This window comes from Agrobacterium sp. 5Ca50 (assembly GCF_055381905.1).
The window spans coordinates 693,613-719,896 of record NZ_AP026438.1; the positions used below are offsets into that span (position 1 = coordinate 693,613).

The window sequence follows — 26,284 nt, forward strand, 5'->3', positions numbered from 1 at the left end:
CAACATGCAGGTAGCGGGTCAATATCCGCTAGGTGCCATTATTGCCATTGAAATGGCTCGCATTTCGCCTGATCCAGAAATGTCTCGGCTTCCTGAACGAAGCTGCTCTGCGGTGTCATTGTCCGCAAAACCGCATATCCCTCTGTTTGAACAGATGATGTCAGAATGGCCTGTGCCAGTGCTGCAGGCTGCGCCTTGCGAATTGTTGAAAGCTGCACCGGTGTCGCCACCAGAATATCCATCACACCTTCGGCCGATGTGCGGTCATTCATGCTGAACACTTCGTTGGATGCGCTGTCGTAAATGGCTATCGACCAGAACGGCACATTACCGAAGGCGGTCAACCGCAAGGGCATCTCTTCAATGTCAAAGGTGCAGACGGCCACCTTCATGAAAGGGTCGCCACTGCCAAGTGCTGCCTTGTCACGCGTATCCTTCAACAGATGAAACGTGTTGGTGGGCCCTTCGGCCAATGAGCGCGTGTAGGCATCACGATTGCTGAAATGCGGAACAGCCAGCACGATGATGAGGTGCAGCAGGGCCGCACCGATCAGGCCGGTAAAGATTGCCAGTGCGATCCTAAGCATTGCCACACCCCGTCCGGATAATGCTTGGCATGGTCAGATCGATAAGACCGGAACTGCCCGCCACCGGTGTGTCGAGCAGTGTCAACACCAGCTTGAACTCTCCGTTTGCGGGAATGGCCAGCCAGTTGAATGTCTGGGCGGTGGAGGCGACAGCGATATCGATATCACCTTCAGGACCGCGCAAAAGTGTCCGTGAATTCAGCGCCGCTGGCCGTCCGCTGCCGTCGTCCAGGAGATTGCCCTGCATATCGGCAGCGTAAAGCGTCCAGAAGCGGGCAGGTGGTGTCACGCCCTCGATATTGTATCGGCAGCCGCCGACCAGTCTGTTGCCTTGATTGTCGACTGTCGCGGTGAAGGCCAGGCCCTCGGCGGTGCCGTACAGCAACTTGCCAGCGTCTGCGCGGTGAGATTTGGCATAGGGATCGGCATTGACTGTCTGGGCTTCCGGGAAGGCGTCCCACTGGCCGATCCGGATGGAACCGAAACCGGAGGTCGCTTCCAGCGCCGCTAATGTCGAGACAATACCGCCACCAAAAGCGATGACCAGCATGATGGCGACAAGAAAGGGAACCCTTAGCACTTGTATATTTCCTGTTCCGAACCGCGCCATGGTTTACCGCGAGTATAAAGTCAGTCTGCGGAGGCTGTGAGCCTGTCTGGTTTACCTGCCTCAGACCGGCTCCAGCCTTGTGTCGTTTGCTTCTCGGGCAAAACCGGTGCCGGTATGCCCCTGCAAATGTTAGAGCGCCGCCGTGTTTTCAAAACACATCAAGGGCATTCTAACCTATTGAATCTGCATATCGTGCTTGCCGAGCATCGTGCTCGTCCCGCTCCGATGCATTAGAGGGGTATCACTGATTCCCGATTTGGGAAATGCAGAGTTTGTGTCATGCCCCGCTTTGGTTCAATTCTGCTCTTTGGTTGAAGTGGATGGAGTGTCGATACCCGCGACCTTTTGCACCGATAGCGACAGTGCAGGTGCATCCTTGAAGCGCTTGCTCATGTCACGAATGATGCGAGTTGCTTCGGTCGAAAGCGAACGGGGACGCACGAATACCGGCATGTTTTCTGTCGCACTGGCCACATTGGCAGACCCTGCTGCCGGTTCCGGACGCGAGCCCGACGGAAGCGGGTTCTGAATGCCGGGGATCGGGCGGAGCTCCATACCCTGATGGGCATAATCCATCAGGCGCTTGAATGTCATCGCAGGCAAGGCACCGCCGGTCATGTTGTTCATCGGAGAGAAATCGTCATTACCAAACCATACGGCGGTGGTGTAGTTGCCGGTAAAGCCGACATACCAGGCGTCGCGGTAAGACTGCGATGTGCCGGTCTTGCCGCCGCTGACAATGCCGTTGTCCAGTGCGCCACGGCGGGCTGTACCATTGACCGGAATAGTCACCAGCATGCGGTTCATTTTGGAATTGGCTTCTTCGCTCAAGACACGGCGGGCAGGTGGTTCGTCGCGTTCGAAATCGTAGAGCACATTGCCTTCGTAATCGAGCACCTGTTCGATGCCATGGCGACGCGACTGCATGCCGTCTGCCGGGAAAACTGCGTAACCGGTGGCCTGATCAAGAACGGTCACTTCCGACGTGCCAAGCGGAATGGTCTTGTCTTCGCGCAGCGGGGTCATCACACCCATGGCCTTTGCGGTATCGACAATGACCTTGGTGCCGAGCACATCCTTTGCTAGGCGTACCGGTACGGTGTTGTAGGACTTGGCCAGGGCCGTTTCCAGCGTCACCTTGCCGGCGTAAGAGCGGCCATAATTCTGTGGCGACCACCCGCGCCAAGTCACAGGCGCATCGGAAATCAACGTCTCCGGCTTGTAACCCTTTTCCATGGTGGCGGCATAGGTATAGACCTTGAAGGACGAACCGGGCTGGCGAAGCGCATTGGTGGCGCGGTTGAACTGGCTTTCACCATAGTCACGACCGCCGACCATGGCACGCACGGCGCCACCGTTTTCGATCATCACCATTGCACCCTGTTTGACACGGTAGCCTTCGCCATATTCGCGAAGACTGGATTCCATCGACTGCTCGGCGACGCTTTGCAAGCCGGTATCAACCGTGGTGCGTACCACTACAGTGTGATCCTTGAATTTGCCGGAGGCCGAAAGTTTCTGCACCTCGTCGAAGGCCCAGTCGAGGAAGTAGTCGGGGGTCTTGACCTCGGCACGGTCGATTACCGTTGCCGGGTTGCGGCGCGCACCAATAACCTGACCTTCAGTCATCAGGCCGCCTTGAACAAGGTTGGACAGAACCTGGTTGGCACGCGCGCGTGCCGCAGGCAGGTTGGCATGCGGGGCGTATTTCGCCGGTGCCTTGAACAGGCCGGCCAGCATGGCGGATTCCGCCAGTGTGACGTCGCTCAGGTTCTTCCCGAAGTAAAACTGCGAGGCCGCTGCTGCACCAAAGGTGCCGCCGCCCATATAGGCGCGGTCAAGATAAAGGCTGAGGATTTCTTTTTTCGACATGTTGGCTTCAAGCCACAGGGCGAGAAAGGCTTCCTTGACCTTGCGCTCTAGCGACCTCTCATTGGTCAGGAAAAGGTTCTTGGCGAGCTGTTGTGTCAGCGTCGAACCGCCTTGGACGACGCCACCCGCGCGGGCGTTTTCGCTCATGGCACGGGCAAGACCTATAAAGTCGAGACCGAAATGTTCAAAGAAGCGACGGTCTTCCGTTGCCAGAACCGCCTTGATGAAATGGTCGGGCAGTTCATCAATTGGCACTGAGTCTTCATGGATAATTCCACGATGGCCAATTGTATTGCCGTAACGGTCCAAAAAGGTCACGGCGAAGTCGCCACGATATCGCCAGTCTTTTTTGGTTTCTTCAAACGCAGGCATGGCAAGCGTCAGCAACAGCACGGAACCGGCGGCTCCAAGCGTCAGCGCATTGCCTGTGAGGTTGATAAGATGTTTTTTCCAACCCTCGACATGGAATTTCCGCGAAAAGATCGTTACTTCTTCCCAGAGGTCAACGAGGCGGAACCCTGCGGTCCACAAGCTGGAATCGATCCATGAATCGATTCGCAAGAGAATGTGGCGCTTGCGTTTGAGCGGTTTATTTGTGTTCTTGTCTTCCTGCACGTCGCGACCATGTCCTGTTCGGGTCTGAAAGGAATGCTTGACGCATTGAGCTTGCGCGGGTCATTCCTCGGCATCGGCCCCTGTAGATAAGAAATACCGCATATCTCGATGCTTGACGAGGTGGCAAAATCCGGCGATGGCGCGCGATGATGAAATGGAATGATGAATAATGAGTGACCTTCCGTTCTGGAAAACGAAATCGCTGGAGGAAATGACGACACAGGAGTGGGAAAGCCTCTGTGACGGCTGCGGCCTGTGCTGTCTTAACAAGCTGGAAGACTGGGACACCGGCGACGTGGTATTCACCTCCGTGCGATGTCAGTTGCTGGATGGCCATTCCTGCCAGTGCAGCGATTACCCCAATCGTCGCGCAACGGTGCCAGAATGCATCCAGCTGACCCCGGAACTGGTCGATGAAATCGGTTGGCTGCCTCCGACCTGCGGTTACCGGCTGGTGCGTGACGGTGACGACCTCTACTGGTGGCATCCGCTGGTGTCTGGAGACAAGGAAACTGTTCACATTGCCGGTATTTCGGCACGTGACCGCACCGTGAGCGAACTTGACGTCGACGTGGATGATTTCGAGGACCATGTGGTCGACTGGCCGCTTCGGGTGGGAGAAAACGCGCCTGAGCGCCCGTGACACCAAAAACAACGGCAAGGAGATCAGTGAAACCGTCATTGATCTCTACCGTGCCCACGCCGCGGAGTTCGATCAGTCGCGTGGCAAAGACATGCGGGAAGCGCCGTGGTTTGATCGCTTCCTGTCTCTCATGCCTGCTTCATGGCATATTCTTGATATCGGCTGTGGTTCGGGCGAACCTATAGTGCGCTATTGCATCGAGCGCGGTTGCGCTGTGACCGGCATTGATGCGTCCGACGAAATGATTGCGTTGTGCCGCTCGCGCTTTCCAGATCACCGCTGGCATGTAGAAGATATGCGTCAGCTTGATATCGGCCAGCAATTTGATGGCCTGATTGCCTGGCACAGCTTTTTCCACCTGACACCGGATGACCAGCGCTTAATGTTTCCGCGTTTTGCCAGCCACGCAAAATCCGGCGGCGCATTGATGTTTACCTCTGGGCCGACCGCTGGCGAGGTGATTGGTGAGTGGCAGGGCAGGCCGCTTTATCACGCCAGCCTTTCTGCAGAAGAGTATCGCCAGCTACTACATGACAACGGATTTCGAGTGCTGCATCACAGGGTGGAAGATCCGCAATGCGGCGGCGCAACCGTGTGGCTGGCACAGAAAAACTGATACGCACCATCCTCTATCACCACACCCTTCGACAACTGAGCGCGGCAAGCGCATCCATTGAGCGGCTATTTTTATTGAGATTTACGCCAGAGCTGGCAGTGTTTTGCCACGCTTCAATAAAAAACAACACCGTCCCTTGACCTTACCATGATGGGAAGCCCTACATAGGGTTCAGCAAAAGACGATCGCACCGACAAGCGCCGTTTTGATTATGAAATCCATCTGACATCCGGTGGATTTCAAAAAGGGGTGTCCCATGAACGAGACCATTAAACACATCCACACCGCTGAGCCGGTTTCTGTTCCCGTTGAAGGTATGACATGCGCTTCCTGCGTGCGCCGGGTGGAAACAGCCGCCGCGAAGGTGCCGGGCGTTGCAGCCAGCTCCGTCAACTTTGCCACCAAGAAACTGACCGTTGAACCTGGCGACGGTTTTTCGGCCAAGGCACTGGCCGCTGCCGTGAAAAAAATGGGCTATGAGGTAACCCCGAACCATCTTGAGCTGAATTTCGAAGGATTGAACAATCCTCAGGAAGCCGAACGTCTTAAATCAGTGCTGGAAGCGGTTGCGACCGTGGTCAATGTTCACGTCGATGCTGAACAGGGCGCTGCCCATATCGAGACGATTGGCGGGCGTCACGAGCGCGACACTCTGTTGCAAACGGCCAATGCGGCCGGTTTCAAAACAAAGGTATCGGGTACGGCACATCATGCCCATGCGGGCCACGCACATGCTGGCCATACCAGTGATACGTCGGGTGATCACCCCTCCCATGGTGGCCATGACCACATGCACCATGTTGGCAGCGAGGCGACCTTAAAGCGTGACCTGTTGATTGGTGGCGCGCTGACGTTGCCGCTGTTTATTCTCGAAATGACTGGCCATATCTACGAGCCTTTTCATCACTGGCTGATGGGCGTCATTGAAACGCAGACGCTGTATTATATCTATTTTGCGCTGGCGACAGTGGTCATCTTTGGCCCCGGCTGGCGTTTCCTGAAGGCGGGCATTCCGGCATTGTTGCATGGCGCGCCGGAGATGAACTCGCTGGTGTCGTTGGGTGTCCTCGCTGCCTATGCCTATTCGGTGTTTGTGACCTTTGCGCCTGATCTGCTGCCCTACGAGGCGCAGTTCGTTTATTACGAGGCGGCCACCGTTATCGTGGTGCTCATTCTGACGGGGCGTTTGCTGGAGGCACGTGCCAGCGGCAAAACCGGCGATGCCATTCGTAAACTTGCCAGCCTGCAAGCCAAAACGGCACGTGTTGAACGTGAAGGTCAGGAAATCGAGATTTCTCCTGATGACGTGGTGCTGGGTGATGTCATCATCATTCGCCCCGGCGAGCGTATTGCCGTTGACGGTGAGGTCGTTGAGGGCGCGTCCTTCGTCGATGAATCGATGATCTCGGGCGAACCGGTGCCGGTTGAAAAAACAGTCGGCGCAACGGTGATCGGTGGCACGATCAACAAGACAGGCGGTTTCAAGTTCAAGGCGACCAAGGTTGGCGGCGATACCATGCTGGCGCAAATCATCCGCATGGTTGAAGAGGCCCAGGGTTCCAAACTGCCAATCCAGTTGCTGGTCGACCGGGTCACGGCCTTGTTCGTGCCAGTGATCATCGCCATTGCCATCATCACCTTCTTTGTCTGGCTGACCTTTGGTCCGTCACCGGCCTACACCTATGCTCTGGTCAATGCCGTGGCGGTGCTGATCATTGCTTGCCCATGTGCCATGGGTCTGGCAACGCCGACTTCTATCATGGTTGGAACGGGCAGGGCAGCTGAGCTTGGTGTGCTGTTCCGCAAGGGGGATGCCCTGCAAGCCCTGCGTTCTGCCGAAATCGTCGTTGTCGACAAGACCGGTACCGTTACCAAGGGAAGCCCGGAACTGACCGATCTTGTCGTCGCGGAAGGGTTTGCCGATAACGAGGTGCTGGCTTTGGTTGCCGCCGTTGAAGCGCGCTCCGAGCATCCGATTGCCGAGGCCATCGTGAAGGCTGCCAAAGACCGGAATTTGGGTGTCGTAGAAGCTGCCCAGAATTTTGAGAGTGTAACGGGTTACGGCATTGCGGCGACGGTTTCCGGCCGCAAGGTTGAGGTCGGTGCTGATCGCTTCATGAAAAAGCTTGGACTTTCCGTTGACGTCTTTACGGAGGTTGCCAACCGTCTGGGCGACGAGGGCAAGAGCCCGCTTTACGCGGCAGTCGATGGCCAATTGGCTGCGATCATTGCTGTTGCCGATCCGCTGAAGCCGACCAGTGTCACTGCCATCAGGGCGTTGCAGGATATGGGCGTTGAGGTTGTCATGGTGACCGGCGACAATGAGCGCACCGCCAAGGCGATTGCCCGCCAGGTTGGCATCACCCGCGTTGTGGCGGAAGTGTTGCCAGAGGGCAAGGTCAAGGCCATCCATGATCTGCGTCAGGGCGGCAAGACGCTTGCCTTTGTTGGTGATGGCATCAATGACGCTCCAGCCCTTGCCGAAGCCGATATCGGCCTTGCCATTGGTACCGGTACAGACGTTGCAATCGAAAGTGCCGATGTGGTGTTGGTGGGTGGCGACCTGACCGGCGTGGTCAATGCAATTGAAATGAGCCGCGCGACCATTCGCAACATCAAGGAAAACCTGTTCTGGGCCTTTGGGTACAACGTTGCGCTGGTGCCGGTGGCGGCAGGCGTGCTTTACCCGTCCTTTGGCATTCTATTGTCACCAATGCTCGGCGCGGGCGCCATGGCGCTCTCCAGTGTCTTCGTGGTGGCCAATGCGCTGCGACTGAAAACCGTCAGGGTTTCGCACCATGACATGTCTCAACAGGGAACCCATGCCGCATGAATATCGGACAAGCTTCATTAGCCTCCGGCGTCTCTGCCAAGATGATCCGTTATTATGAGCAGATCGGCCTCATCCATCCGGCGGAGCGAACTGGCAACAATTACCGGGTATATGGCGAGCAGGATATTCACAACCTGCGTTTCATCAAGCGGTCGAGAACGCTCGGCTTCTCACTGGAGGAGACCGAAACGCTGCTAAAACTCTGGCAGGACAAGAGCCGCGAAAGCAGTGCGGTGAAGGAAATTGCGCTCTCGCATATCGCCGATCTTGAACACAAGATCGCAGAAATGAAAAGCATGGTGACGACCCTGTCACACCTTGCCCATTGCTGCGGTGGCGACCACAGGCCCGATTGCCCGATCCTCGATGATCTCGCGGGGTTTGACGTGCCGCCATCCAACCCATCTCACCGTCATAAAAACTGAAACAGCATGAAAGGAAATATCATGAGCGATACGGTAACATTCCATGTGCCGGACATGACCTGCGGCCACTGTGAAAAGACCGTGCGTGGCGCGCTGGCAGATGTGCTGCCGGATGCAGTGGTCAGCGTCGATCTTTCGACACACAGCGTGTCTGTCACAGGAAATGCGCAGGCCGCAGAAGAGGCCATCCGCGAGGCTGGTTACAGCCCTGAAAAGGCAGCGTGACAGCCGCCCCTACCCTTCGCGTCGCCATCAATGACCTGTTGAAGACCAGACATTGATGGTGATGACGCCGGCCATGATGAGCGCAATACCGATAATCGCCGGCAGATCCAGCTTCTGGCCCATCAGAACCCAACCGATAATGGAGATCAGCACAATGCCGGTGCCGGACCAGATGGCATAAGCCACGCCGACAGGGATGGTTTTCAGCGTGATCGACAAGAAATAAAACGCGGCACCATAACCGACCACCACAACGAGTGACGGTACCAACTGGCTAAAGCCATGCGACGCCTTCAGGGCAGCCGTGGCGATGACTTCCGAGACAATGGCAATGCCAAGTGCGAGATATGCGTTCATGCACACGCATCAAGCAGAAAAGCGAAATCTCGTCACGTGAATTTTCGATGATTTGAGGTCCATAAACGAGCCAACGCCGGTAATGTCGACCCGATCAGCTGTCATTGCGGTATGCCGAGGAATTTGAAGGCAGGGCTTTCCTTGAATTCGCCGCTGGTTTCGCCAGAATACGTGTGGTCCTGATCCGGTCCCAGATCGAGCTTCAGGACTTTGCCAGTGTTTTCCGCAAAATCCAGCTTCTTCAAATCAACCCAGAAGGTGTTCGGCGTCAGTGCCGACTCAAAGAAATAAAGCTTGCGTTTGTGATCCGTCACCACGCGCCAGCGGGTGGACGAGATATTCGGTTCTTCCGGCGTGTTGATGCCAAACGGCACCGAGGCATTGCGGATCACACTGAACACGCTGGCAAGTGCCCGGTTGGAATCTTCTTCCTTCGGAATGGCGTTCACGTAAAACGAGGCGCGGGCAAAACGGTCCGCCGCACGGTTGGTGCCCGGCAGCATCGTGGTGCCACCAATGCTCTTCCAATAGGCGTTGAGTGCCAGCTGTTGCTCGAATTGAGGAGAATTCGTCATGACCTGGTAATCACGGTTGTGATGAATGACCTGCTTGCCCTTGATATATTCGACAATGGCGCTGTCGCCGCTGGCATCGGATATCGAAAGGTGAAGCGTGGTCAGCCGGTTTTCGCCCGGCACGTTGTCAGTCACAACGGTGAAGGGTTCTTTTTCCAGCGCTTCGACAGCTTCTGCAACGGTGGCAAAGTTATCCAGCACATATTGCGCCCAAGCGGCGATTGTCAGCCCCGGCTTGTTTTTGTCGAGCACCGGGTATTCCGATTCCACCAGCCACAGCAGGTTGGCATTCAGACCCATTTCATTGATGCCATCGGTCGTGGAGACATCGTAGCCCGTGGCGACCACGCTGCCATATTTGGCTTTCCATTTTATGGAGTTGGGGCCGGTTTCACCTGTTCGTTCTATACCCCGCGGCAATACCCAAAGATTGGTCGCAACGTCATTTTTCCAGTCCATGGAACGGGCGGTGATGATGTTGTCGTTTGGACCGAGATAGACAACGCGTGTGCAGGCTTCGGCAGTGGTCTGAAGTGTGAAAACGCTGGCGAAGGCAAGGGCGACCAATGATTTTGAAACGTTAAGGCGTCTGGCTTTCATGGGAGATTTCCTCTGCTTGGAGCCTGGTATCAGGACGTTCAAAAGCGCATGGAAAAACCGACGACAGGCCCATGCTGCGTCACGTTCCAGCGGAACTTGCTGGCACCGGTAAAGTCGTCGTTTTCATAGTCCTGATGCAGCATGCGGTATCCGGCCCGCAGGATCGTCGGTTTGCCAAACATCGTGGTGCGGTAACCGAGATAGGATTGTGCGTTGATGGTGAATTTCGATCCGACATCAAACCCGCCAACATCCACCGAGCTAAACAGGTTCCAGCGATCGGTAAGATCGGCATTGACGCGCAGACCGATGAAGGGATCAAACCAGTCGGCGCTTTTTTGGGCGCTCAGACCCAGAAAATGCACAGTACCTTCCAGCTTGGTCCAGCGAATGCCAGCGGTCGGTTCAATCGAAATGGTGCGTGGGCGGTTGAAAACAGTCTGCCCATCCAGTTCAGCCTCATAGGCCTTGAAAAAGGCACCGGCACTCAAGGAAGTGGTCTTGATACCAAGATCGAGTTCGTTGGCCAGCAACTGTTCGTCCTGGCTGGTACGCACATGTTGCGCGTCGAAATAGACGCCCCAAGAGCCATTGGTGATCTCGACATTACCCATCACGACGAAGTCGAGATGTTTCAGAACATTCGAGAAAGGCACATCGACATCGGTGTCGAAGCCAGCCAATGAGCCGTCACCTTTCAGGCTGGCGGCCCAAGCATACGGGCTGACAATCACGGCCCATTCGCGTTCAGGGGCCATGCGTTCTGCGTTGAAATCAGCGCCGAAAGCTGGAAAAGCAAGGGCTGATAGAGCCGCGACCGACATCAACGAACGAATGGAATGATACAAACTAGCGCCCCCGCCATTTACGCATCTGGCGAGGATAATAATCAGAAGTTACTGTCGCGCAATCTAATTCAATGCAGGGTGGATGAAATTTAGAAGACTACGGTTTAAGTGCCCAAACGGTTGCGTGTTGTACAGAACCAGCAGGCGCGTGTAGCAATGCGGAACTGACAGGGGCAAAGCCGTCGATCCGTTTTGTGCCGACCCAGCGTCCTCTGTCGGCGAACACTTCAATCGAGCCGAAATCGAGGAAAATACGAAAGCGGGACGGTCTCGCATCCCGCGCCAGATAATGCGGGGATGGAGCACCATTTTTATCCTCGTGACGGATCCACAGCCCGGTGTCATCGCACACAACGCCGAGGCGCAAGGTGGGGTGTTCAAGTTCCAGATCGAAGTGACTACCTGCTTCCGATGTTTCGAAAAGCAGTTCGATGGCGCCGCTGAGAAATGTAACGCGTTCACCGGCTGCCAGGCGGGTGCGGTCGAGAATATGGCTGCGCAGGCTTTCTGCCGCACCAATCGGTGGGGTCAACAAGGCATCACCGGCAAGATGCAGTCGCCTTGGCAATGTCATTGCGGTGGGGAAATCGATTTCCGGGCTTGCATCACACCAGTTGGCCAACCAGCCGATACCAACGGCGATATCGCCATCCAGAAAGGCCTGAAACGCATAGTTATCGGTGCCAAAATCCAGTTCCTGACCGAAGGACTTGATGAAGGTTTTTCCGTCGAACCAGCCGACATCGGCCATGGTCAGGTTCTTGCGACCGGTCTGCGCATCCTCGCTGTGCATCAGGCCATAAATCAGCACCCAGCGCGTGGCACGCCCGGTCACCGGCCCATCCAGTGGCAACAGGCATGGACACTCGATGGCCGTTGTCTTGTAGCGGGTCTCGATCAGCAATTTACCGACATAGGTCCAGTCGGAGGCGGCGGTCGGATCCTGTGTTTCATAAAGCAGGATAACGCCGCCCTGATCGCTCTGGCTACCAAGCAGCATTTTCCAGATGCCATCCGGTCCCCTGAACACATATGGGTCTCGAAAGTCGGGCGTCAGACCTTCATTGGCGGGGCGAGTGGCGAGAATAACGTCGGCCTGTCCGGCCATGATCAGATCATGTGAGGTGGCGGTCAGCTGAATCTGCTGTTCAGGCTCGCGCCCCAACTCCTGCTCGGTGAAAAACACACGAATGCCCGGTCCTTCGGCAAGCGGAATGGTGGTGCCGGAAAAGGCCCCGCCACGCTTGTCGGGTTTCGCGGCCAGCTCCTCGGATGGGAACAGGAAGATCGGCAGATGCCGCCAGCGGAGGTAATCGGATGAAACCGCGTGGCCCCAATGCATGGTATTCCAGTGAAGCCCGTGTGAATAATGCTGATAAAACAGGTGCGGTCGCCCTTCAAAACGACCAAAACCGTTGGGGTCGTTCATCCAGCCGAACGGTGGGCGGAAATGATAGCTGCCTGATATGTCAGGTGCAGCGTTGTCGGGCTTGGTGTGAACCACGGTAATGCCGGTTTCCAGTACGTCGGAGGCAGTAAACCAGTAGATAACCGAAACGGCCGTTAGTGCCGTGTCATAGTTCAGTTCCACATGGCCGCCGCCGAAAATCTGGTAGATACGAAATGAATATTCGTCGGTATTGGAACTGGAAACTTCCGCAAATTTCCCATTGGCATTGGAAAACGCAACGGCACCTGCCTCATCTTCTTTTTTGGCCTTCAGCCATATGTGGAATGTCGTGTTGACAGGAAGGTCGAGGTGGATGGTGCGAATGGCGCTCTCTGCTTCGATGGGCAAGGATGTGTCGTTCATTCGGCGTCCTTTCTCGTCTGTGTCTAACCTTTGACAACGAAACTAAGGCGCAAAAGTTCAGCAAGAAAAAGGCCACGTGGTTTCAGCGCGCGCATATTGCCGCAACCACGACGCTATGTTTGCGGCACATAATAGATGTTTCATTAACTTAGAAGTTGAACTTATCGTGGAGATACAAGGGTTTACATTTGTTTAGATAGTCATGGACTATAAAGGTGCCGAAATTTCACTTTTATCCGGTAGAACAAATGTCTGTCATTACTAATAAAACCTCTGAAGTGCATGCCGAGTTACGTGCGCTTAATCAGGTTTTTGCTACGGTTCGGTACTCACCGGATGGCAGGATCAAGGCTGCAAATCACAGGTTTTTGCGCATCACCGGATATGAACTACCTGACCTGATTGGTCAGCAGGAAACCATGTTCCTGTCCAAAAGTTACCAGCGCACAGAACAGAACGCGATCTGGGAAAATCTGCGCGCTGGCAAGTTCGTTGAAAAGCGTTCGCTCTGCATCACAAATGGCGGGCATGAAATCTGGCTACATTCGCGTTATGTGCCCCTGCAGAACGACGGTGGCCATATCACTGAAATCGTGCAGATCGTTGAGGATGTGACTGAGCAGCAGACCCGCGAAGCGGACGAGCGCAGCCAGATCATCGCCATTAACAAAACGCAAGCCGTTGCCCATTTCTCGCTGAACGGCGTTATTCTCAGTGCCAATGAAATCTTCCTCAATGCCATGGGTTATGAGGAACAGGAGATACTTGGCCAGCACCACTCAATTTTCATCCAAGAGGAAGAACGAGAAAGTACAGAATACAAAGCCTTCTGGAAGGAACTGTCCAGCGGCGCACACCGCGTGGGGGAATGCCGCCGGATCAACAAGGATGGCAAGGAAGTCTGGCTGCAGGCGGTTTACAGCCCGGTACTAGACCCTGCTGGACGTCCGACAAAGGTGGTTAAATACGCCACAGACATTACCCAGCAAAAGCTGCGTCAAGCCGATTACAGCTGGCAGATTACCGCCATCCACAAGTCGAACCTTGTCATAACCTTTGATATGTACGGCACCATTCTGGATGCCAACGACCTGTTTCTGGAAGCCACCGGCTATACTGAAAACGAAATTTGCGGACGTCACCACCGCATCTTCGTTGAGCCGTCTTATGCGCATAGCGGCGAATATGCCGCCTTCTGGCAGGACCTTCGCAAGGGGCACCATCGCTCCGGCCAGTACCGCCGTATCGGCAAGGACGGCAAGGAGGTCTGGTTGCAGGCGACCTACAATCCGATTTTCGACACCAATGGCCAGCCGGTTAAGGTGGTGAAATACGCCTCTGTGGTCACTGATGAACGTTTGTTGCAGGCCGATAATCAAGGCCAGATTGCTGCGATTCACAACGCGCAATGTGTGATTTCCTTTGAGCTCGACGGCACGATCATTGATGCCAACGAAAACTTCCTCGATGCCACCGGTTACCGTTATTCCGACGTACGCGGCATGCACCACAGCATGTTTGTCGAAGAAGAGTATGCCAAAACTGAGGACTACCAGTCCTTCTGGAAAAAGCTGTCAGAGGGCAATCATTGTGCGGGCGAATATCGCCGCATATGCAAGGATGGTCGCGAGATCTGGCTGCAGGCAACCTACAACCCTATTCTCGACATGAACGGTAAGCCGTTTAAAATCGTCAAATATGCGACCGATGTCACCGCTGAGAAAATGATGCATGCCGATCATGTCGGTCAGATCAATGCGATCCATAGATCTCAGGGCGTTGTCGTATTCAACCTTGATGGCACGGTTGCCGAGGCCAATGAAAACTTCCTGTCGATGTTTGGTTATGAGGCCAATGAACTGGACGGCAAACATCACGCGACGCTTGTTGAAAAAGAATTTGCTGCCAGCCAGGAATATGTTGAGTTCTGGGATCTGCTGCGCACAGGTGCTTATCATTCGGGCATGTATAAGCGTCTAGGCAAGGACGGTCGTGAAATCTGGATTCAGGCCTCCTATAACCCCGTTCTCGATCTCGACGGAAAGCCGGTCAAGGTCATCAAATACGCCACCGATGTCAGCTCGAATGTTGCTCTGGCCGAAGCCTTCGAAGATGCTCGCCGTCAGGCCAACCATGATGCGGCAACGTCGCTGCCCAACCGCGCCAAGCTTTCGAGCTTCATGAATGCCTGCCTTGGTGGCCCGGAAGCCAGCATGGTGGTGTTCTACATCGACCTCGACCGCTTCAAGCCGGTCAACGATACCTATGGCCACCATGTCGGTGACCGGGTGTTGGGTGAGGTGGCAGACCGTATGCGCCGCGCGCTGAAAGACGACCAGCTTGTTGCCCGTATCGGAGGTGACGAATTCGTTATTGCCGCGCCGGGAATGACGATGGATGAGATCGAGCCATTCTGCAAAAATCTCTACAAGTCTGTCACTCAGCCGATCCGTCACGATGGTGGTGAGGTGAGCATCGGCATGTCAATCGGTATTGCTATCGCGCCAACCGATGCGACGACACCGGATGAGTTGTTGCGGATGGCCGACACGGCGCTGTACCGCTCCAAGGAAAATGGTCGCGGGCATTACAGCTTTTTCGCATCCGACATGAATGAGAAGATCAGCACCCAGCGTCAGCTGGCCGAAGACATGCGCCACAGTCTGACGGCGGGCGACTTCTATCTCGAATACCAGCCACGATTTGATACACGCCAGAGAACGATCCGCAGCGTTGAAGCACTGGTTCGCTGGGCACACCCGGAACATGGCCGCATCAACCCGATGGACTTCATTTCGATTGCCGAACAGAACGGTCTGATCGTTCCGCTGGGTGAATGGATATTGCGCACTGCCTGCAATGCTGCTGCACAATGGGACAGCATCGGCGTTTCCGTCAACGTATCGCCCATTCAGTTCCGAGATGCCGGGCTGGTGGACAAGGTCAAATCCTGCCTGCTGGAAAGCGGTTTGCCTGGCCATCTGCTGGAACTTGAAATCACCGAAGGTGTGCTGCTGGAGGATGCCGAGCGCGCCAATGAAGTGCTGCGGGATTTGAAGGCGCTGGGCATAAAGCTCGCAATGGACGATTTCGGAACCGGATATTCCTCACTGAGCTATCTGCGCAACTTCCCATTTGATGTGATCAAGATCGACCGCAGCTTTATTTCCGACATCGATTCCAGCGATAGTGCACGTTCGATCATTCAGGCCATCCTGGGTCTCGGCAAGGCACTTGGCCTGTCCGTCACGGCTGAAGGTGTTGAAACCAACGAACAGCTTGTCATGCTGACTGCTGATCAGTGTAACGAGGTTCAGGGCTTCCTGATGGCGCGACCTTTGACGAAAAATCAGGTCAGCGAACTGCTCAACGAAATCCCGCAACTGAAAAACAAACCGTCCCTGGACGTTCTTCCAAAGGCGTCCTGATCGATCCGCTGCTGGCCGTCATCCCGGCGATGGAACAAAATTTTCCCTTTGCTGTTCTTCATGCGTGAAATCTCATCATGTGTGGAGAACAGATATGAATTGGCTGTCGATAAGTTTTGCGGCAATCACCCTCACAGCCACTTCACTTCCCGCTTTGTCTCAATCCATAAAAGCTGTCAGCCCACCGGCCCAGAAAAACCAAGCTGTGACCGCCGCTTCGGGTGAGGTCCATTACATCACCGATGTTGCAGGCAAGCGCGTTCGTCTTGTCGGCCCGCGTTTTTACACGGATCCAGCAAATGCCATGCAGTTTCCCGGCAGGGAAAACCCGACGCTGGAACGAAATGATCTGGCTGACGCAGCAGCGCAATAAACGACAGGCGGTATGCGGGGGCACATCATGAAAAAGACACAGGCGAAAGAGCCAGCAAAAGCTGGGCTTTTGAAACGTGATGATCAGGAAAGCGGCAAGGCGACATTCCCTGAATTGTTCTTTGATCTGGTGTTTGTATTTGCACTTATTCAGTTATCGCACACGCTAGCCGAAGATTTCGGCACGACCGCCCTCATTGAGGCGGCAATCCTTATCTTTGCTTTATGGTGGCTGTGGATCAACACCACCTGGCTGACCAACCTGCTGAACACTGAAAAGGAAGTGGTCAGGCTGTTGCTGTTTGCCATGATGTTTGGTGGCATACTGCTGGCCATTGCCATCCCGGAAGCCTTTGCCGAACAGGGCATGGTGTTTGCAGCCATCTACAGCGCCATTCAGATCGGTAGAACATGTTTTGCACTCTATGTGTTCAAAGGCGTTGATGACGAGAATTATCGCATCTTTGCGCGTATTGCGGTGTGGCTGGTGTTTTCAAGCCTGTTCTGGTTTGCCGGGGGACTAGCCGAACTACACCTGCGCATAGTGCTGTGGACGCTTGCCATTGTGGTAGAATATGCAGGACCGCTGGTAAAGTACTACGTACCGGGTCTGCAAACTGGTGGTGAAGAAAAGCTCGGGCTGTCGGGCGAACATCTGGCTGAACGCTGCGCCCTTTTCGTCATCATCTGCCTCGGCGAAACCATTCTGACGACCGGGCGCACCGCATCGGAGCATATGAATTCCAGCCTGACTTTCGTTGTATTCTTCTGCGCCTTTTCCAGCACGGTGCTGATGTGGTGGATCTATTTTGACTATGCGCAGGAGCGGGTGTCTGAAAAGGTGGATGGCGCTGCCGAACCGGAAAAGATCGCTCAAAGCCTGTTTAATTACGGTCATTTGCCAATTGTCGCCGGCATCATCTTAACCGCGGTGGGTGAAGATTTCAGCCTGTCGCATAGCCATGACGAAGCAACGCTGCGCCAGACACTGGCCATCATCGGTGGGCCGGTCCTGTTTCTGGCCGGAGCGATCGGTGTGAAAATAGCCTCGGCCCATATGCGGCCAGTGTCGCATTTTGTCGGTATTTCGATTTTGGTCGGGTTGCTCTTCCTGCCGGGCCTGCCGCTTTATCTGTTGCAGATTGCCAGTGCCGCCGTGCTGTTGATGGTCGCCATATGGGAGTATCTGGTTGTTCGCCGGCGTGCAGTCACCGTTTCCGCTGCGTGACGCTGTGTGGATGAAATCCTCTCGCATCTTTGCCTGACAAGCCCCATATAAGAGGCAAACGCAGGGAGTGAAACCTTGACCCAATTTGATAATTCATATGCCCGTTTGCCTGAGCGGTTCACCGCAGCGGTCATGCCAACACAGGTAAAAGCGCCGCAGCTTATTGTTTTCAACAAGCCACTCGCCGAGGAGCTGGGGCTTGATCTGGCCGATGCCGATGATGCCCGTCTGGCGCAGATTTTTTCCGGCAACACCATTCTACAAGGCTCCGAGCCTCTGGCCATGGCCTATGCTGGTCACCAGTTCGGCGGCTTCGTGCCGCAGCTTGGGGATGGTCGTGCAATCCTGTTGGGTGAGGTGGTCGACACCTCAGGCAAACGCCGCGACATCCAGCTGAAAGGGTCGGGTCGTACGCCGTTCTCTCGGCGAGGGGACGGGCGCGCGGCGCTTGGGCCGGTGTTGCGAGAGTATATCGTATCAGAGGCAATGTATGCGCTTGGCATTCCCGCCACCCGCGCGCTTGCCGCTGTGACGACAGGCGAGCGGGTGCAGCGTGAAACAGGTCTGCCGGGCGGTGTCTTCACCCGCGTTGCCGCAAGCCATATCCGCGTTGGCACATTCCAATTTTTTGCCGCCAGAGAAGACAATGAGGCCATCAAGGCCTTGGCCGATCACGTCATCGATCGCCACTATCCGGACGCCAGACAGGCCGAAAACCCCTATCTTGCCATGCTGCAGGGCATCGCCGCGCGCCAGCTTGAACTGATTTCACGCTGGCTGATGGTCGGTTTCATTCACGGCGTGATGAACACTGACAATATGGCAGTGTCAGGCGAAACCATCGACTTTGGCCCCTGTGCCTTTCTCGATGAATACCAGCCACTGAAGGTGTTTTCTTCCATCGATGCGCAGGGGCGTTACGCCTACAACAACCAGCCCGGCATCGCCCAGTGGAACATTGCCCGGCTGGCGGAGTGCCTGTTGCCGCTGTTGGATGAGAATGTCGAGAAAGCGGCCGAGATGGCCAATGGCGTGCTGGCAGATTTCGCCAAAACCTTCCCGCAGCGCTGGCTCAGCCGTTTCCGCCAGAAGCTTGGGTTGGACAGTGAAGAGGATGATGATGAAGCGCTGGTGCAGGATTTGCTGGAGCAGATGAAGCTGGGTGAGGTCGATTTCACGCTCGCCTTCCGCCGGCTGTGCGATGCCGCCGAGGGTAACGTCGAGCCTTTCCGCAGCATGTTTATTGATCTGCATTCGATTGATACGTGGCTTGCGCGGTGGAAAGGACGGGCAGGGCGCGAAGTCACGTCATCGCAAGAACGGGTGGTCAATATGCGCGCCACCAACCCGGCAATCATTCCGCGCAACCATCGCATTGAGGAGCTGATTGCGGCGGCGGTTGAAGATGGTGACTTTGAACCCTTCCACGACATGTTGAAGGCAATTGCCAAGCCGTTTGAAGAACTGCCGGAATTTTCCGTCTACATGCAGCCGCCAATGGGCCATGAGCGGGTGTTCAGGACATTCTGCGGGACTTAAGCCCAGCGCAAGCAGGTTTGGGGGCGAGACGTGATTGCCCCCGAGTGTGGAGCTTTAGCCGACCTTCGCCAAACCGTCATGCGGCGCATAATAATGGCCGAAGCGATTGTTGAGGAATTTGGGCAGAGCAACTTCTTCCTGCTTCACGAAACCCTTTTGTGGCAGGGTGCCATCGGCCAGAAGGTCGAGCACCGTGCAGATGCCGGCGGCGGTGGTGACCTGGATTGCGCTCATCATGCGGCCTGATACGGCGCCGGCATAGACCTTGTTGGCATAGGTTTCCTGAAGGAAACGGCCACCGCGTGTGCCACACACAGTCACAAACACAATCACCACGTCCTGCATGGTGGCGGGCAGGGCATTTTCAAACAGGTCCTTCAGCACTTCGCGGCGGTTGCGCAGGTTTAGGTCGTTTAGCAGCGCCTTCATGATCGACACATGGCCGGGATAACGGATGGTGCGGTAGTTCATGGTGCGCACCTTGCCTTCCAGCGTCGCCGCCAGTGTGCCAAGGCCACCCGAGGTATTGAACGCCTCATAGGTCACGCCATCCAGTGAAAACTCTTCGCGCTCTTCCAAAGCAGGAACGGCGGTGAGACGTCCTTCGACAATCGCTTCACACTGTTCGATATATTCGTTGATCAGGCCGTCGGTGCTCCAGGTCAGGTTATAGTTGAGCGCATTGGACGGATATTGCGGAAGGGCACCAACCCGCATGCGCACGCTGTCCAGCTTGTCGAAGCGCGACGCTAGATCGGCAGCCACGATGGAGATGAAACCGGGTGCCAGTCCGCACTGCGGGATGAGCGCGGTGTTGGCGGTTTCCGCCAGTGCCTTGACCCGGCGGGTGGATTCAACGTCTTCGGTCAGATCGAGATAATGTGTGCCGACTGCAACCGCTGCTTCGGCGATGCCTGAGGTCAGGTGAAACGGTGCGGCAGACAGCACCGCGAACTGGCCTTTGAGCAAGGCCTCAAGTTCCGGACGGTTGGTAATATCGACAACTTTGGTTTCAACCAGCTCATGAGCCGGCACATTGGTCAACTGTTCTGTAGAACGATCCGCAACGATAATCCGGTAATCACCTGTGGCTGCCAGCATCCATGAAATGGCAGAGCCAATATTTCCAGCGCCAACGACGACAATGTTTTTCATTTTTATTTCCCCACAGGATGATGCAATTTTTTAACAGAATGACGATTTTTCTTGTCGATTCGTAGCTGCATATGTTTCATATAGACGAAATAAATAACGCATAATGCCCATAGGATTGCGCAATATGACGGTGAGCGACAAGGATCGCGCTTTGCTGGCGCTGTTGAGTGAAAATGCCCGCATGCCGGTGACGGAACTGGCGCGCAAACTTGGTCTGTCACGCACCACGGTGCAGGCCCGGATCGAGCGTCTGGAAGCGGATGGGGTGATTGCCGGTTACGGCCTTCGGCTGTCGGATGCCTATCGCAGCGGGCTGGTGCGGGCGCATGTGCTGATCACCATCGCGCCCAAATCCCTGCCGGCAGTGACGGCGGCACTCGCCGCGATCAGCGAAGTCACGACACTACACTCTGTCAGCGGCACCTTTGATCTGATTGCTATTCTGGCAGCGCCATCCATTGCCGACCTCGACAGCCTGATTGATCGCATCGGCGCAATCGACGGGGTCGAGCGAACCCTGTCGTCGATTATTCTGTCGACTCGTATTTCGCGCTGAACCGCTCAGTTTTTCTCGGCAGCATTGTCATCATAGGCTTTTTGCGCCGCAAGCACCGCTTCTATATTGCCTTCTGCCCAATGAGTCAGCGCCGCAACGGTTTCATTTAATGTCAGCCCAAGCGGTGTCAGTGAATATTCCACGGTCACCGGGACGGTGGGGAAGACCTTGCGGTTGATGAGGCCGTCACGCTCCAGCTTTTTCAATGTCTGTGACAGAACCTTCTGCGAAATGCCTTTGATGTCGCGTCGCAGATGGTTGAAGCGCACGGTCTTGGAGCGCAGCCGGTCCAGGATCAACAGCGCCCATTTGTCGGCCAGCCTGTCCAGCACCATACGGGTGGGGCAGCGATCCTCGTAGACATCATAGACATGTTCCATCTCAACCCCGCTTTGGCATGGTCACCGGTTTCCTGACGGAAACCATGTGACTTTAAAGTGCTCTCTTTCGCTACCTTCGTGATGAAAGTATGTATCTCGAGCATACATAGTTTCTAACAGATACTAAGGGGTTTTGAAATGGCAGGCAAGGTTCTCGTATTGGGGGCAAATGGAAACGTCGGCAAACCGCTGGTCAAGCTGTTGCTCGAAAAGGGCGAAAGCGTGAAGGCCGCGTCCCGCTCCGGTAACGCTATTGATGGTGCGGAAGGCTTGCGGTTTGATTACGATGACGCGGCGACCTTCGGCCCGGCTTTCGAGGGCGTCGATCGCGCCTACATCATGCTGGCTGGCGGTTACGTCGATGCCAAGGGCAAGTTGCTGCCGGTGATTGAGGCTGCTATCAGCCGCAATGTCAAAATCGTCTTCCAGAGCGTGCTGGGTGTCGATGCCGATGACAGCATCCCTTACCGCCAAGTGGAACTGGTAATCATCAATTCAGGCGTGCCTTATGTCATCCTGCGGCCCAATTGGTTCTCGGATAATTTCCACACTTACTGGAAGGCAGGCATCGATCACGGTCAGGTCTCGGTTCCCGCTGATGATGGCAAGTCCAGTTTCATCGATGTGCGGGACATTGCCGCCAGTGCAGCCGCAGCACTCACAACAAGCAATTTTGATGGCAAGGCATTTAGCCTGACAGGGCCTAAAGCATTGGGTTACGCGGAGGCGATCGCGTTGATCTCCACGGCAACCGGCAAGCCTGTGACCTATTCGACCTTGAGTGACGAGGCCTTTATCAGCCTTTTGACCGGTGTTGGTGTACCGGAGGATTACGCAACATTCCTCACCTCGATCTTCTACCCGGTCCGTCAGGGTTGGACGTCAGGTGTGACCGGTGATGTTGAAACGCTGACCGGTAAACCCGCACGTTCGCTGGAAACCTACATCGCCGACAATCTTGCGACACTCAAGGCGTAAGTGAAGACCCTAGATAGGGCAGAGCTGTTTCTGCCCTATTCTGTCAGACTGCGCCGCTGGATGAAAAACGCCTTCAGCCGCTCCGTTTCTTCCGCGCTCCAGCCTTGTGGCTGCGTCACCTGGATCCACGCGTCAATATAATGCTCCGGCGCATAGACGTGGCCATAACCCATCGGTGCCGTTGTTGCAGAGGCGACATCAAGTCCCAATTGCAGAAGTGTCACGACAGGGAACCAGCGCAGCGACAGCGACACATCCGGCCCTCGCGGCGTGTCCATCCATGCCGGACGGCGATAAAGCGCCGATGGCTCGAAGAAGGTAATCGGGTCGCTGGCATATTGCAGGTAGACAATGCGCATGGGTCCCCACGGCTTGTCTGGCATTTCCGCCGTGGTGGTCTGGTTGGCAAAGCGGATGACCGACGAATCCCGAAAGCGTGGCAACCATGCCGGCGAACCTGGTTCGCGGCCATTGGTCGCCATGCGCCATGTTGTGCTGGAAAAGGGTGGTCCGCTCCACAGGGCGCCGTCAAACGGATCGGCCAAAACATCATAAAGATCCGAAGACTTCTGGGAGTTCAGCGAACCAAGGCTCAACCCATGCAGGTAGAGTTTGGGGCGCTGGTCTTTTGGCAGCGTGGTCCAGTAACCATAGACCTCCTGAAACAGTGCCCGGCCGGTTTCGATGCCGTAATCCGGCTCTGTCAGCAGCGCCAGCCAGCTGGAGAGATAAGAGTATTGCACGGCGATGCTGGCCGTATCGCCATGGTGCAGATATTCCAGCGTGTCGACTGCCTCAGGGTCGATCCAGCCGGTGCCGGTCGGCACGATGATAGCGAGCATCGAGCGTTCAAAGCCGCCTTGGCGCTTCAATTCCTCCAGCGCCAGTTTTGCTCGCTCCTGCGGTGTCTCGGCTGAGTTCAGGCCGGTATAGACCCGGATGGGTTCCATCGCCGGTTTGGTGGTGAACGCTTCGATTTCTGCCTTCGAAGGGCCGGTTGCCACATATTCACGCCCGCGTCGGCCAAGCCCCTCCCAACTGACCAGCGATGCGCTGCTGCCGGTTTTGCTGGCATCGGTCGGCCGTGCAACATCCGGTTCCATCATCGAGTCGAACTGTTTGAGGGACGAGTCCATTGCTCGCAGGCCAATGTCGAAAATGATGCCGTTGACCACCATCCATGAAAGCGACACGGCAACTGCGATGCCGACAACATTCGCCACCCGGCGCGGTAGGAAACGGCCACTGCGTTGTGACGTAAACCGCAGGATGAACTGGAAAAGGCGACCGGCTGCAATCAGCACAATGCTGATCGCCGCAGCGATCAGGCCGGTTTTGGTTGGATGTGCGCTGTCAACGGGGTGAAGCTGCATCAATATACGAATGGAGTTCTGCCATTCGGCTGCCTGCCACAGGAAAAAGACCGCGGTGACTAGGCTTGCAAAAGAAATGAGGAACCGTATGCCGCGCGCCTGATGGCGGTTCGGTTCCGGCAATTGCAGATAGGCCCACACCCAGTGCAGGAAGACACCGATTATGTAACCGGTGCTGAAGGCAAATCCACACAGTGCCCCCTGCATGACATAGGTCCGGGGCAGCAGGCTTGGCGTCAGCGACACGCAGAAAAACAGCGTGCCAATCAGAATGCCGGTGATTGAAAGAGAACGGAGACTATTCCTAAGGAATTGAAAATTCATGAGGGTTTCAAAATCCTGTTGGTCATTCCCGCAAGTCTATTACGGGTGTTTGGCTAAAGCCAACAGATAACTGTAATAATCAATGGGGGGCAGGAATGTGGTCCCGTGATTAAAGTCCCACGATAAGACACGCTTATGGTAAGACGGCTTTTCTGTTGAATTAGAGGAAACCGGCAATGGCCAAACGAACGTCACCTTGGGGTGGAAGTTATTCACACAAGATAAAGACCAACAAGCCGAAGAACGTGGCCGAGGCCGCTAACAATCGTCTGATGGCTATTGAGGCTATCGACCGCGGCATGTGTTTGTCGCTGACATATGAAGGCCTTCCGAGGGTTGTCGAAGTTCACACTGTCGGAACGACAACGGCATTTCGGCCAGCCATGAGCGCTTGGCAAATAGATGGTGAAAGCAATACGCCACCCATTCCTGCTTGGCGTTTATTCAGCTTCGATGAATGCTTTAACGTCGCGCTGACGAGCACTCCATCAGAGGGCCCGCGCACCGGTTTTAGAAGCGGTGCCAAACAATTCCGGAAAATCGACAGAGAGATTTGAAGTGTCGGTCCAACGCAACATGTTGCGTCATATGGGACAGGCACCCCAATAAAGTAAGGGGCACTATGTGCCCCCTACGAAAACTAAGAAAATATTACTTTTTGCTCGACGTAGCTGGCTTTTGCTTCGATCCCAGATCGCGCATCTGACGCCATTCATCTTCTAGACGCTGTGCAACATCATGGGGAATTGTCGATGTCATTGGCATTCCTCCTATTGGTCATGGCGGGGTGATGAACGTGAGGATTACTGTGATTGTTCCCGGCTTCAAGCAAAAAAATACTCCCGACCAGGCTTTGAGGCATTAAAATCGATTAAGATTTTTTCAAATCGATTAGCATTTGATGAACGGCAATAATTGGCGTGCCGCTGAAAGGTGACGCCCTGTGTCATTGCGGGTCTTTCGAGGTAGGCCGTCCTTTTTCAGGACAGAAAATGCATTAAATCCTGAACTAAGAATCTGCCCCTAAATCTGCTGCGAGATTATTTCAGCCGAACCACGCGGATTGAACATACAACGCGCAGGTGATATCGCCGGGGCAGTTCAGACGAATATAAAGCAGGTGCAGCCGTGATCCGTCACATCGTTTTTTTCACAGCCACAAAAGCAAATCGCGAAGCGGTCCGGGCAGGTCTGTCGATCCTCACGGCGATCCCGCACGCGTCCAAGCTAGAGATCGGCGAGAATGTGAAAAACGATCAGTGGGACAATGAGGTTGATTTTGTCGTCTACGGTGAGTTCGAAGACGAGGCAGCCCTTGCCGCCTACAAGGCCCACCCCGAATACAATCGCTCGACCTCCACGGTAAAACCGCTGCGTGAAATCCGCATCGCTGCCGACTATGATAATGCCAAGGCTGTGACCATCCCGATCGTCGATTGAGCTTTTCGCCCTATAAAAATGACAGGATTTGCAAACCGCCCGATAGAGATTTCAGGGCGGTTTTTTGTACTCGCTGGCCATCATTCTAGGTGGCGGGATCGAAACCATCCATCAGGATGAAGGTACCTTCCTGCCGCTGGTGCTGATTGATCAGCGGCACCAGACGGGTGAAATATTCGGTTGCACAATGTGCATCGAGTGCTGCCAGGTCTGGCCATTCCTCAACAAAAATGAAGTGGCCGGGATCTTTCCGATCAACAAAAAGGTCATAGGCGATGCAGAGTTTTTCCTGTTTGGTTTTCTCAACCAGGTCACGGTACAGCGGCATAACGATATCGACCGCCTCTGGCCTGATGAAATCCTGCGCAATGACTTTGAGCATAACCAATACCTCACGAAAACAAACCGCTAAGACCTTTTGCGGAATCAAATTCCGCCAAAGTTGAATCAGTGTGTGAAGTACCGGACTCATTGTGTGAAGGACAGCGCGCAAGAGATTCAAATGAATCATCAAATCAGATTTGATAAAGCGCAAAACACGGTCTTTCAGGCCAAGACTGGTGGTCCTGCCAGTAATGCCAATCTTAATTCGAAGAAATGAAATATGTCTGAACTTCCCGATCGAACCCGGCAACTGCAAGGGCGGCATCGATTGGTGGGATAGTAACAGTTTTCATCCGCAAAGGGGCTCGCCAACTCGCTCTTGTAGAATCACACTGTGGATATCCGCAGACAGCGTCTCCATGTACTTGGTAGTACGACTTCGTTTTACGGCAAAGTTTTTGCCATCAAGTCTTTGAAATGACAAAGCAGGGAAGGGCACTGTAAATCTTGTTTTCTTGAATTATGGCGTCATTCATTTGCCATTCAGACGTATTGCGCTACATATTCT

General features: G+C 55.0%; 24 protein-coding genes. 13 read left to right on the plus strand and 11 right to left on the minus strand.

All coding sequences use genetic code 11. The annotated features are described in order from the left end of the window. Positions 1 to 38: 38 nt before the first annotated feature. The 3 genes from ACZ5FM_RS03345 to ACZ5FM_RS03355 all read right to left on the minus strand — a co-directional run bounded on the left by ACZ5FM_RS03345 (position 39) and on the right by ACZ5FM_RS03355 (position 3,684). Positions 39 to 587: a DUF1254 domain-containing protein gene (locus ACZ5FM_RS03345; protein WP_312943494.1), complete on the minus strand. Its 549-nt coding sequence runs from the start codon at positions 585 to 587 to the stop codon at positions 39 to 41. Beyond that, on the minus strand, positions 580 to 1,167 hold the full coding sequence (locus ACZ5FM_RS03350) for a DUF1214 domain-containing protein (protein WP_312943495.1): 588 nt from the start codon (positions 1,165 to 1,167) through the stop codon (positions 580 to 582). Before ACZ5FM_RS03350 ends, ACZ5FM_RS03345 begins: the two co-directional genes overlap by 8 nt. Positions 1,168 to 1,491: 324 nt before the next feature. Continuing rightward, positions 1,492 to 3,684, minus strand: coding sequence for a transglycosylase domain-containing protein (locus ACZ5FM_RS03355; protein ID WP_312943496.1), 2,193 nt, complete (start codon positions 3,682 to 3,684; stop codon positions 1,492 to 1,494). 169 nt (positions 3,685 to 3,853) lie between these two features. On the opposite strand from ACZ5FM_RS03355, the gene ACZ5FM_RS03360 reads away from it, so the two are divergent. The 5 genes from ACZ5FM_RS03360 to ACZ5FM_RS03380 all read left to right on the plus strand — a co-directional run bounded on the left by ACZ5FM_RS03360 (position 3,854) and on the right by ACZ5FM_RS03380 (position 8,426). Further along, on the plus strand, positions 3,854 to 4,327 hold the full coding sequence (locus ACZ5FM_RS03360) for a YcgN family cysteine cluster protein (protein WP_192487311.1): 474 nt from the start codon (positions 3,854 to 3,856) through the stop codon (positions 4,325 to 4,327). Further along, entirely contained in the window at positions 4,275 to 4,943 is a 669-nt protein-coding gene (locus ACZ5FM_RS03365; RefSeq protein WP_464039713.1) for a methyltransferase domain-containing protein, read from the plus strand. Before ACZ5FM_RS03360 ends, ACZ5FM_RS03365 begins: the two co-directional genes overlap by 53 nt. A 256-nt stretch (positions 4,944 to 5,199) precedes the next feature. Next, positions 5,200 to 7,776 carry a heavy metal translocating P-type ATPase gene (locus ACZ5FM_RS03370; RefSeq protein WP_464039714.1) on the plus strand — a complete coding sequence of 859 codons (2,577 nt, stop codon included), beginning with the start codon at positions 5,200 to 5,202 and terminating at the stop codon, positions 7,774 to 7,776. Continuing rightward, on the plus strand, positions 7,773 to 8,201 hold the full coding sequence (cueR, locus tag ACZ5FM_RS03375) for a Cu(I)-responsive transcriptional regulator (protein WP_192487314.1): 429 nt from the start codon (positions 7,773 to 7,775) through the stop codon (positions 8,199 to 8,201). The genes ACZ5FM_RS03370 and cueR overlap by 4 nt, the downstream gene beginning before the upstream one ends. A 21-nt stretch (positions 8,202 to 8,222) precedes the next feature. Further along, positions 8,223 to 8,426, plus strand: a complete 204-nt coding sequence (locus tag ACZ5FM_RS03380) for a heavy-metal-associated domain-containing protein (protein ID WP_250983047.1) — start codon at positions 8,223 to 8,225, stop codon at positions 8,424 to 8,426. A gap of 27 nt (positions 8,427 to 8,453) precedes the next feature. On the opposite strand, the gene ACZ5FM_RS03385 is transcribed toward ACZ5FM_RS03380, so the two are convergent. From ACZ5FM_RS03385 to ACZ5FM_RS03400, 4 genes are all read right to left on the minus strand, one after another. Continuing rightward, positions 8,454 to 8,783 (minus strand): SMR family transporter, encoded by a 330-nt coding sequence (locus tag ACZ5FM_RS03385; RefSeq protein WP_464039716.1) that lies wholly within the window; start codon positions 8,781 to 8,783, stop codon positions 8,454 to 8,456. 101 nt (positions 8,784 to 8,884) lie between these two features. Then, positions 8,885 to 9,958 carry a linear amide C-N hydrolase gene (locus tag ACZ5FM_RS03390; protein ID WP_464039717.1) on the minus strand — a complete coding sequence of 358 codons (1,074 nt, stop codon included), beginning with the start codon at positions 9,956 to 9,958 and terminating at the stop codon, positions 8,885 to 8,887. Between the two features lie 38 nt (positions 9,959 to 9,996). Further along, entirely contained in the window at positions 9,997 to 10,806 is an 810-nt protein-coding gene (locus ACZ5FM_RS03395; protein WP_464039718.1) for a porin family protein, read from the minus strand. 97 nt (positions 10,807 to 10,903) lie between these two features. Beyond that, on the minus strand, positions 10,904 to 12,619 hold the full coding sequence (locus ACZ5FM_RS03400) for a glycoside hydrolase family protein (protein ID WP_259145543.1): 1,716 nt from the start codon (positions 12,617 to 12,619) through the stop codon (positions 10,904 to 10,906). Between the two features lie 248 nt (positions 12,620 to 12,867). Between ACZ5FM_RS03400 and ACZ5FM_RS03405 the strand changes: the two genes are divergently transcribed. The 4 genes from ACZ5FM_RS03405 (at position 12,868) to ACZ5FM_RS03420 (ending at position 19,186) form a co-directional block, all read left to right on the plus strand. Then, complete coding sequence (locus tag ACZ5FM_RS03405; RefSeq protein ID WP_464039719.1) at positions 12,868 to 16,047, plus strand: PAS domain S-box protein; 3,180 nt, start codon at positions 12,868 to 12,870, stop codon at positions 16,045 to 16,047. 94 nt (positions 16,048 to 16,141) lie between these two features. Next, positions 16,142 to 16,420: a hypothetical protein gene (locus tag ACZ5FM_RS03410; protein ID WP_464039720.1), complete on the plus strand. Its 279-nt coding sequence runs from the start codon at positions 16,142 to 16,144 to the stop codon at positions 16,418 to 16,420. 27 nt (positions 16,421 to 16,447) lie between these two features. Beyond that, on the plus strand, positions 16,448 to 17,647 hold the full coding sequence (locus tag ACZ5FM_RS03415) for a low temperature requirement protein A (RefSeq protein WP_464039721.1): 1,200 nt from the start codon (positions 16,448 to 16,450) through the stop codon (positions 17,645 to 17,647). Positions 17,648 to 17,722: 75 nt separating this feature from the next. Beyond that, positions 17,723 to 19,186: a protein adenylyltransferase SelO gene (locus ACZ5FM_RS03420; RefSeq protein ID WP_464039722.1), complete on the plus strand. Its 1,464-nt coding sequence runs from the start codon at positions 17,723 to 17,725 to the stop codon at positions 19,184 to 19,186. Between the two features lie 54 nt (positions 19,187 to 19,240). Here ACZ5FM_RS03420 and ACZ5FM_RS03425 read toward each other — a convergent pair whose 3' ends face one another. Beyond that, positions 19,241 to 20,341: a saccharopine dehydrogenase family protein gene (locus tag ACZ5FM_RS03425; RefSeq protein WP_464039723.1), complete on the minus strand. Its 1,101-nt coding sequence runs from the start codon at positions 20,339 to 20,341 to the stop codon at positions 19,241 to 19,243. A gap of 124 nt (positions 20,342 to 20,465) precedes the next feature. Between ACZ5FM_RS03425 and ACZ5FM_RS03430 the strand changes: the two genes are divergently transcribed. Next, entirely contained in the window at positions 20,466 to 20,897 is a 432-nt protein-coding gene (locus ACZ5FM_RS03430; protein ID WP_192487324.1) for an Lrp/AsnC family transcriptional regulator, read from the plus strand. A gap of 5 nt (positions 20,898 to 20,902) precedes the next feature. Here ACZ5FM_RS03430 and ACZ5FM_RS03435 read toward each other — a convergent pair whose 3' ends face one another. Further along, on the minus strand, positions 20,903 to 21,277 hold the full coding sequence (locus ACZ5FM_RS03435; RefSeq protein ID WP_464039724.1) for a winged helix-turn-helix transcriptional regulator: 375 nt from the start codon (positions 21,275 to 21,277) through the stop codon (positions 20,903 to 20,905). A 138-nt stretch (positions 21,278 to 21,415) separates the two neighbouring features. On the opposite strand from ACZ5FM_RS03435, the gene ACZ5FM_RS03440 reads away from it, so the two are divergent. After that, positions 21,416 to 22,255: an SDR family oxidoreductase gene (locus ACZ5FM_RS03440; protein ID WP_250983038.1), complete on the plus strand. Its 840-nt coding sequence runs from the start codon at positions 21,416 to 21,418 to the stop codon at positions 22,253 to 22,255. Positions 22,256 to 22,290: 35 nt separating this feature from the next. On the opposite strand, the gene ACZ5FM_RS03445 is transcribed toward ACZ5FM_RS03440, so the two are convergent. Then, a complete protein-coding gene (locus tag ACZ5FM_RS03445) occupies positions 22,291 to 23,952 on the minus strand; it encodes an alpha/beta hydrolase (protein ID WP_464039725.1) in 1,662 nt (553 codons plus the stop codon). A gap of 176 nt (positions 23,953 to 24,128) precedes the next feature. On the opposite strand from ACZ5FM_RS03445, the gene ACZ5FM_RS03450 reads away from it, so the two are divergent. Both ACZ5FM_RS03450 and ACZ5FM_RS03455 read left to right on the plus strand, forming a co-directional pair. After that, positions 24,129 to 24,509 (plus strand): hypothetical protein, encoded by a 381-nt coding sequence (locus ACZ5FM_RS03450; protein WP_259145530.1) that lies wholly within the window; start codon positions 24,129 to 24,131, stop codon positions 24,507 to 24,509. Between the two features lie 571 nt (positions 24,510 to 25,080). Further along, positions 25,081 to 25,392, plus strand: a complete 312-nt coding sequence (locus ACZ5FM_RS03455) for a Dabb family protein (protein WP_464039726.1) — start codon at positions 25,081 to 25,083, stop codon at positions 25,390 to 25,392. Positions 25,393 to 25,477: 85 nt separating this feature from the next. On the opposite strand, the gene ACZ5FM_RS03460 is transcribed toward ACZ5FM_RS03455, so the two are convergent. After that, positions 25,478 to 25,774: a putative quinol monooxygenase gene (locus tag ACZ5FM_RS03460; protein WP_464039727.1), complete on the minus strand. Its 297-nt coding sequence runs from the start codon at positions 25,772 to 25,774 to the stop codon at positions 25,478 to 25,480. Positions 25,775 to 26,284 lie beyond the last annotated feature (510 nt).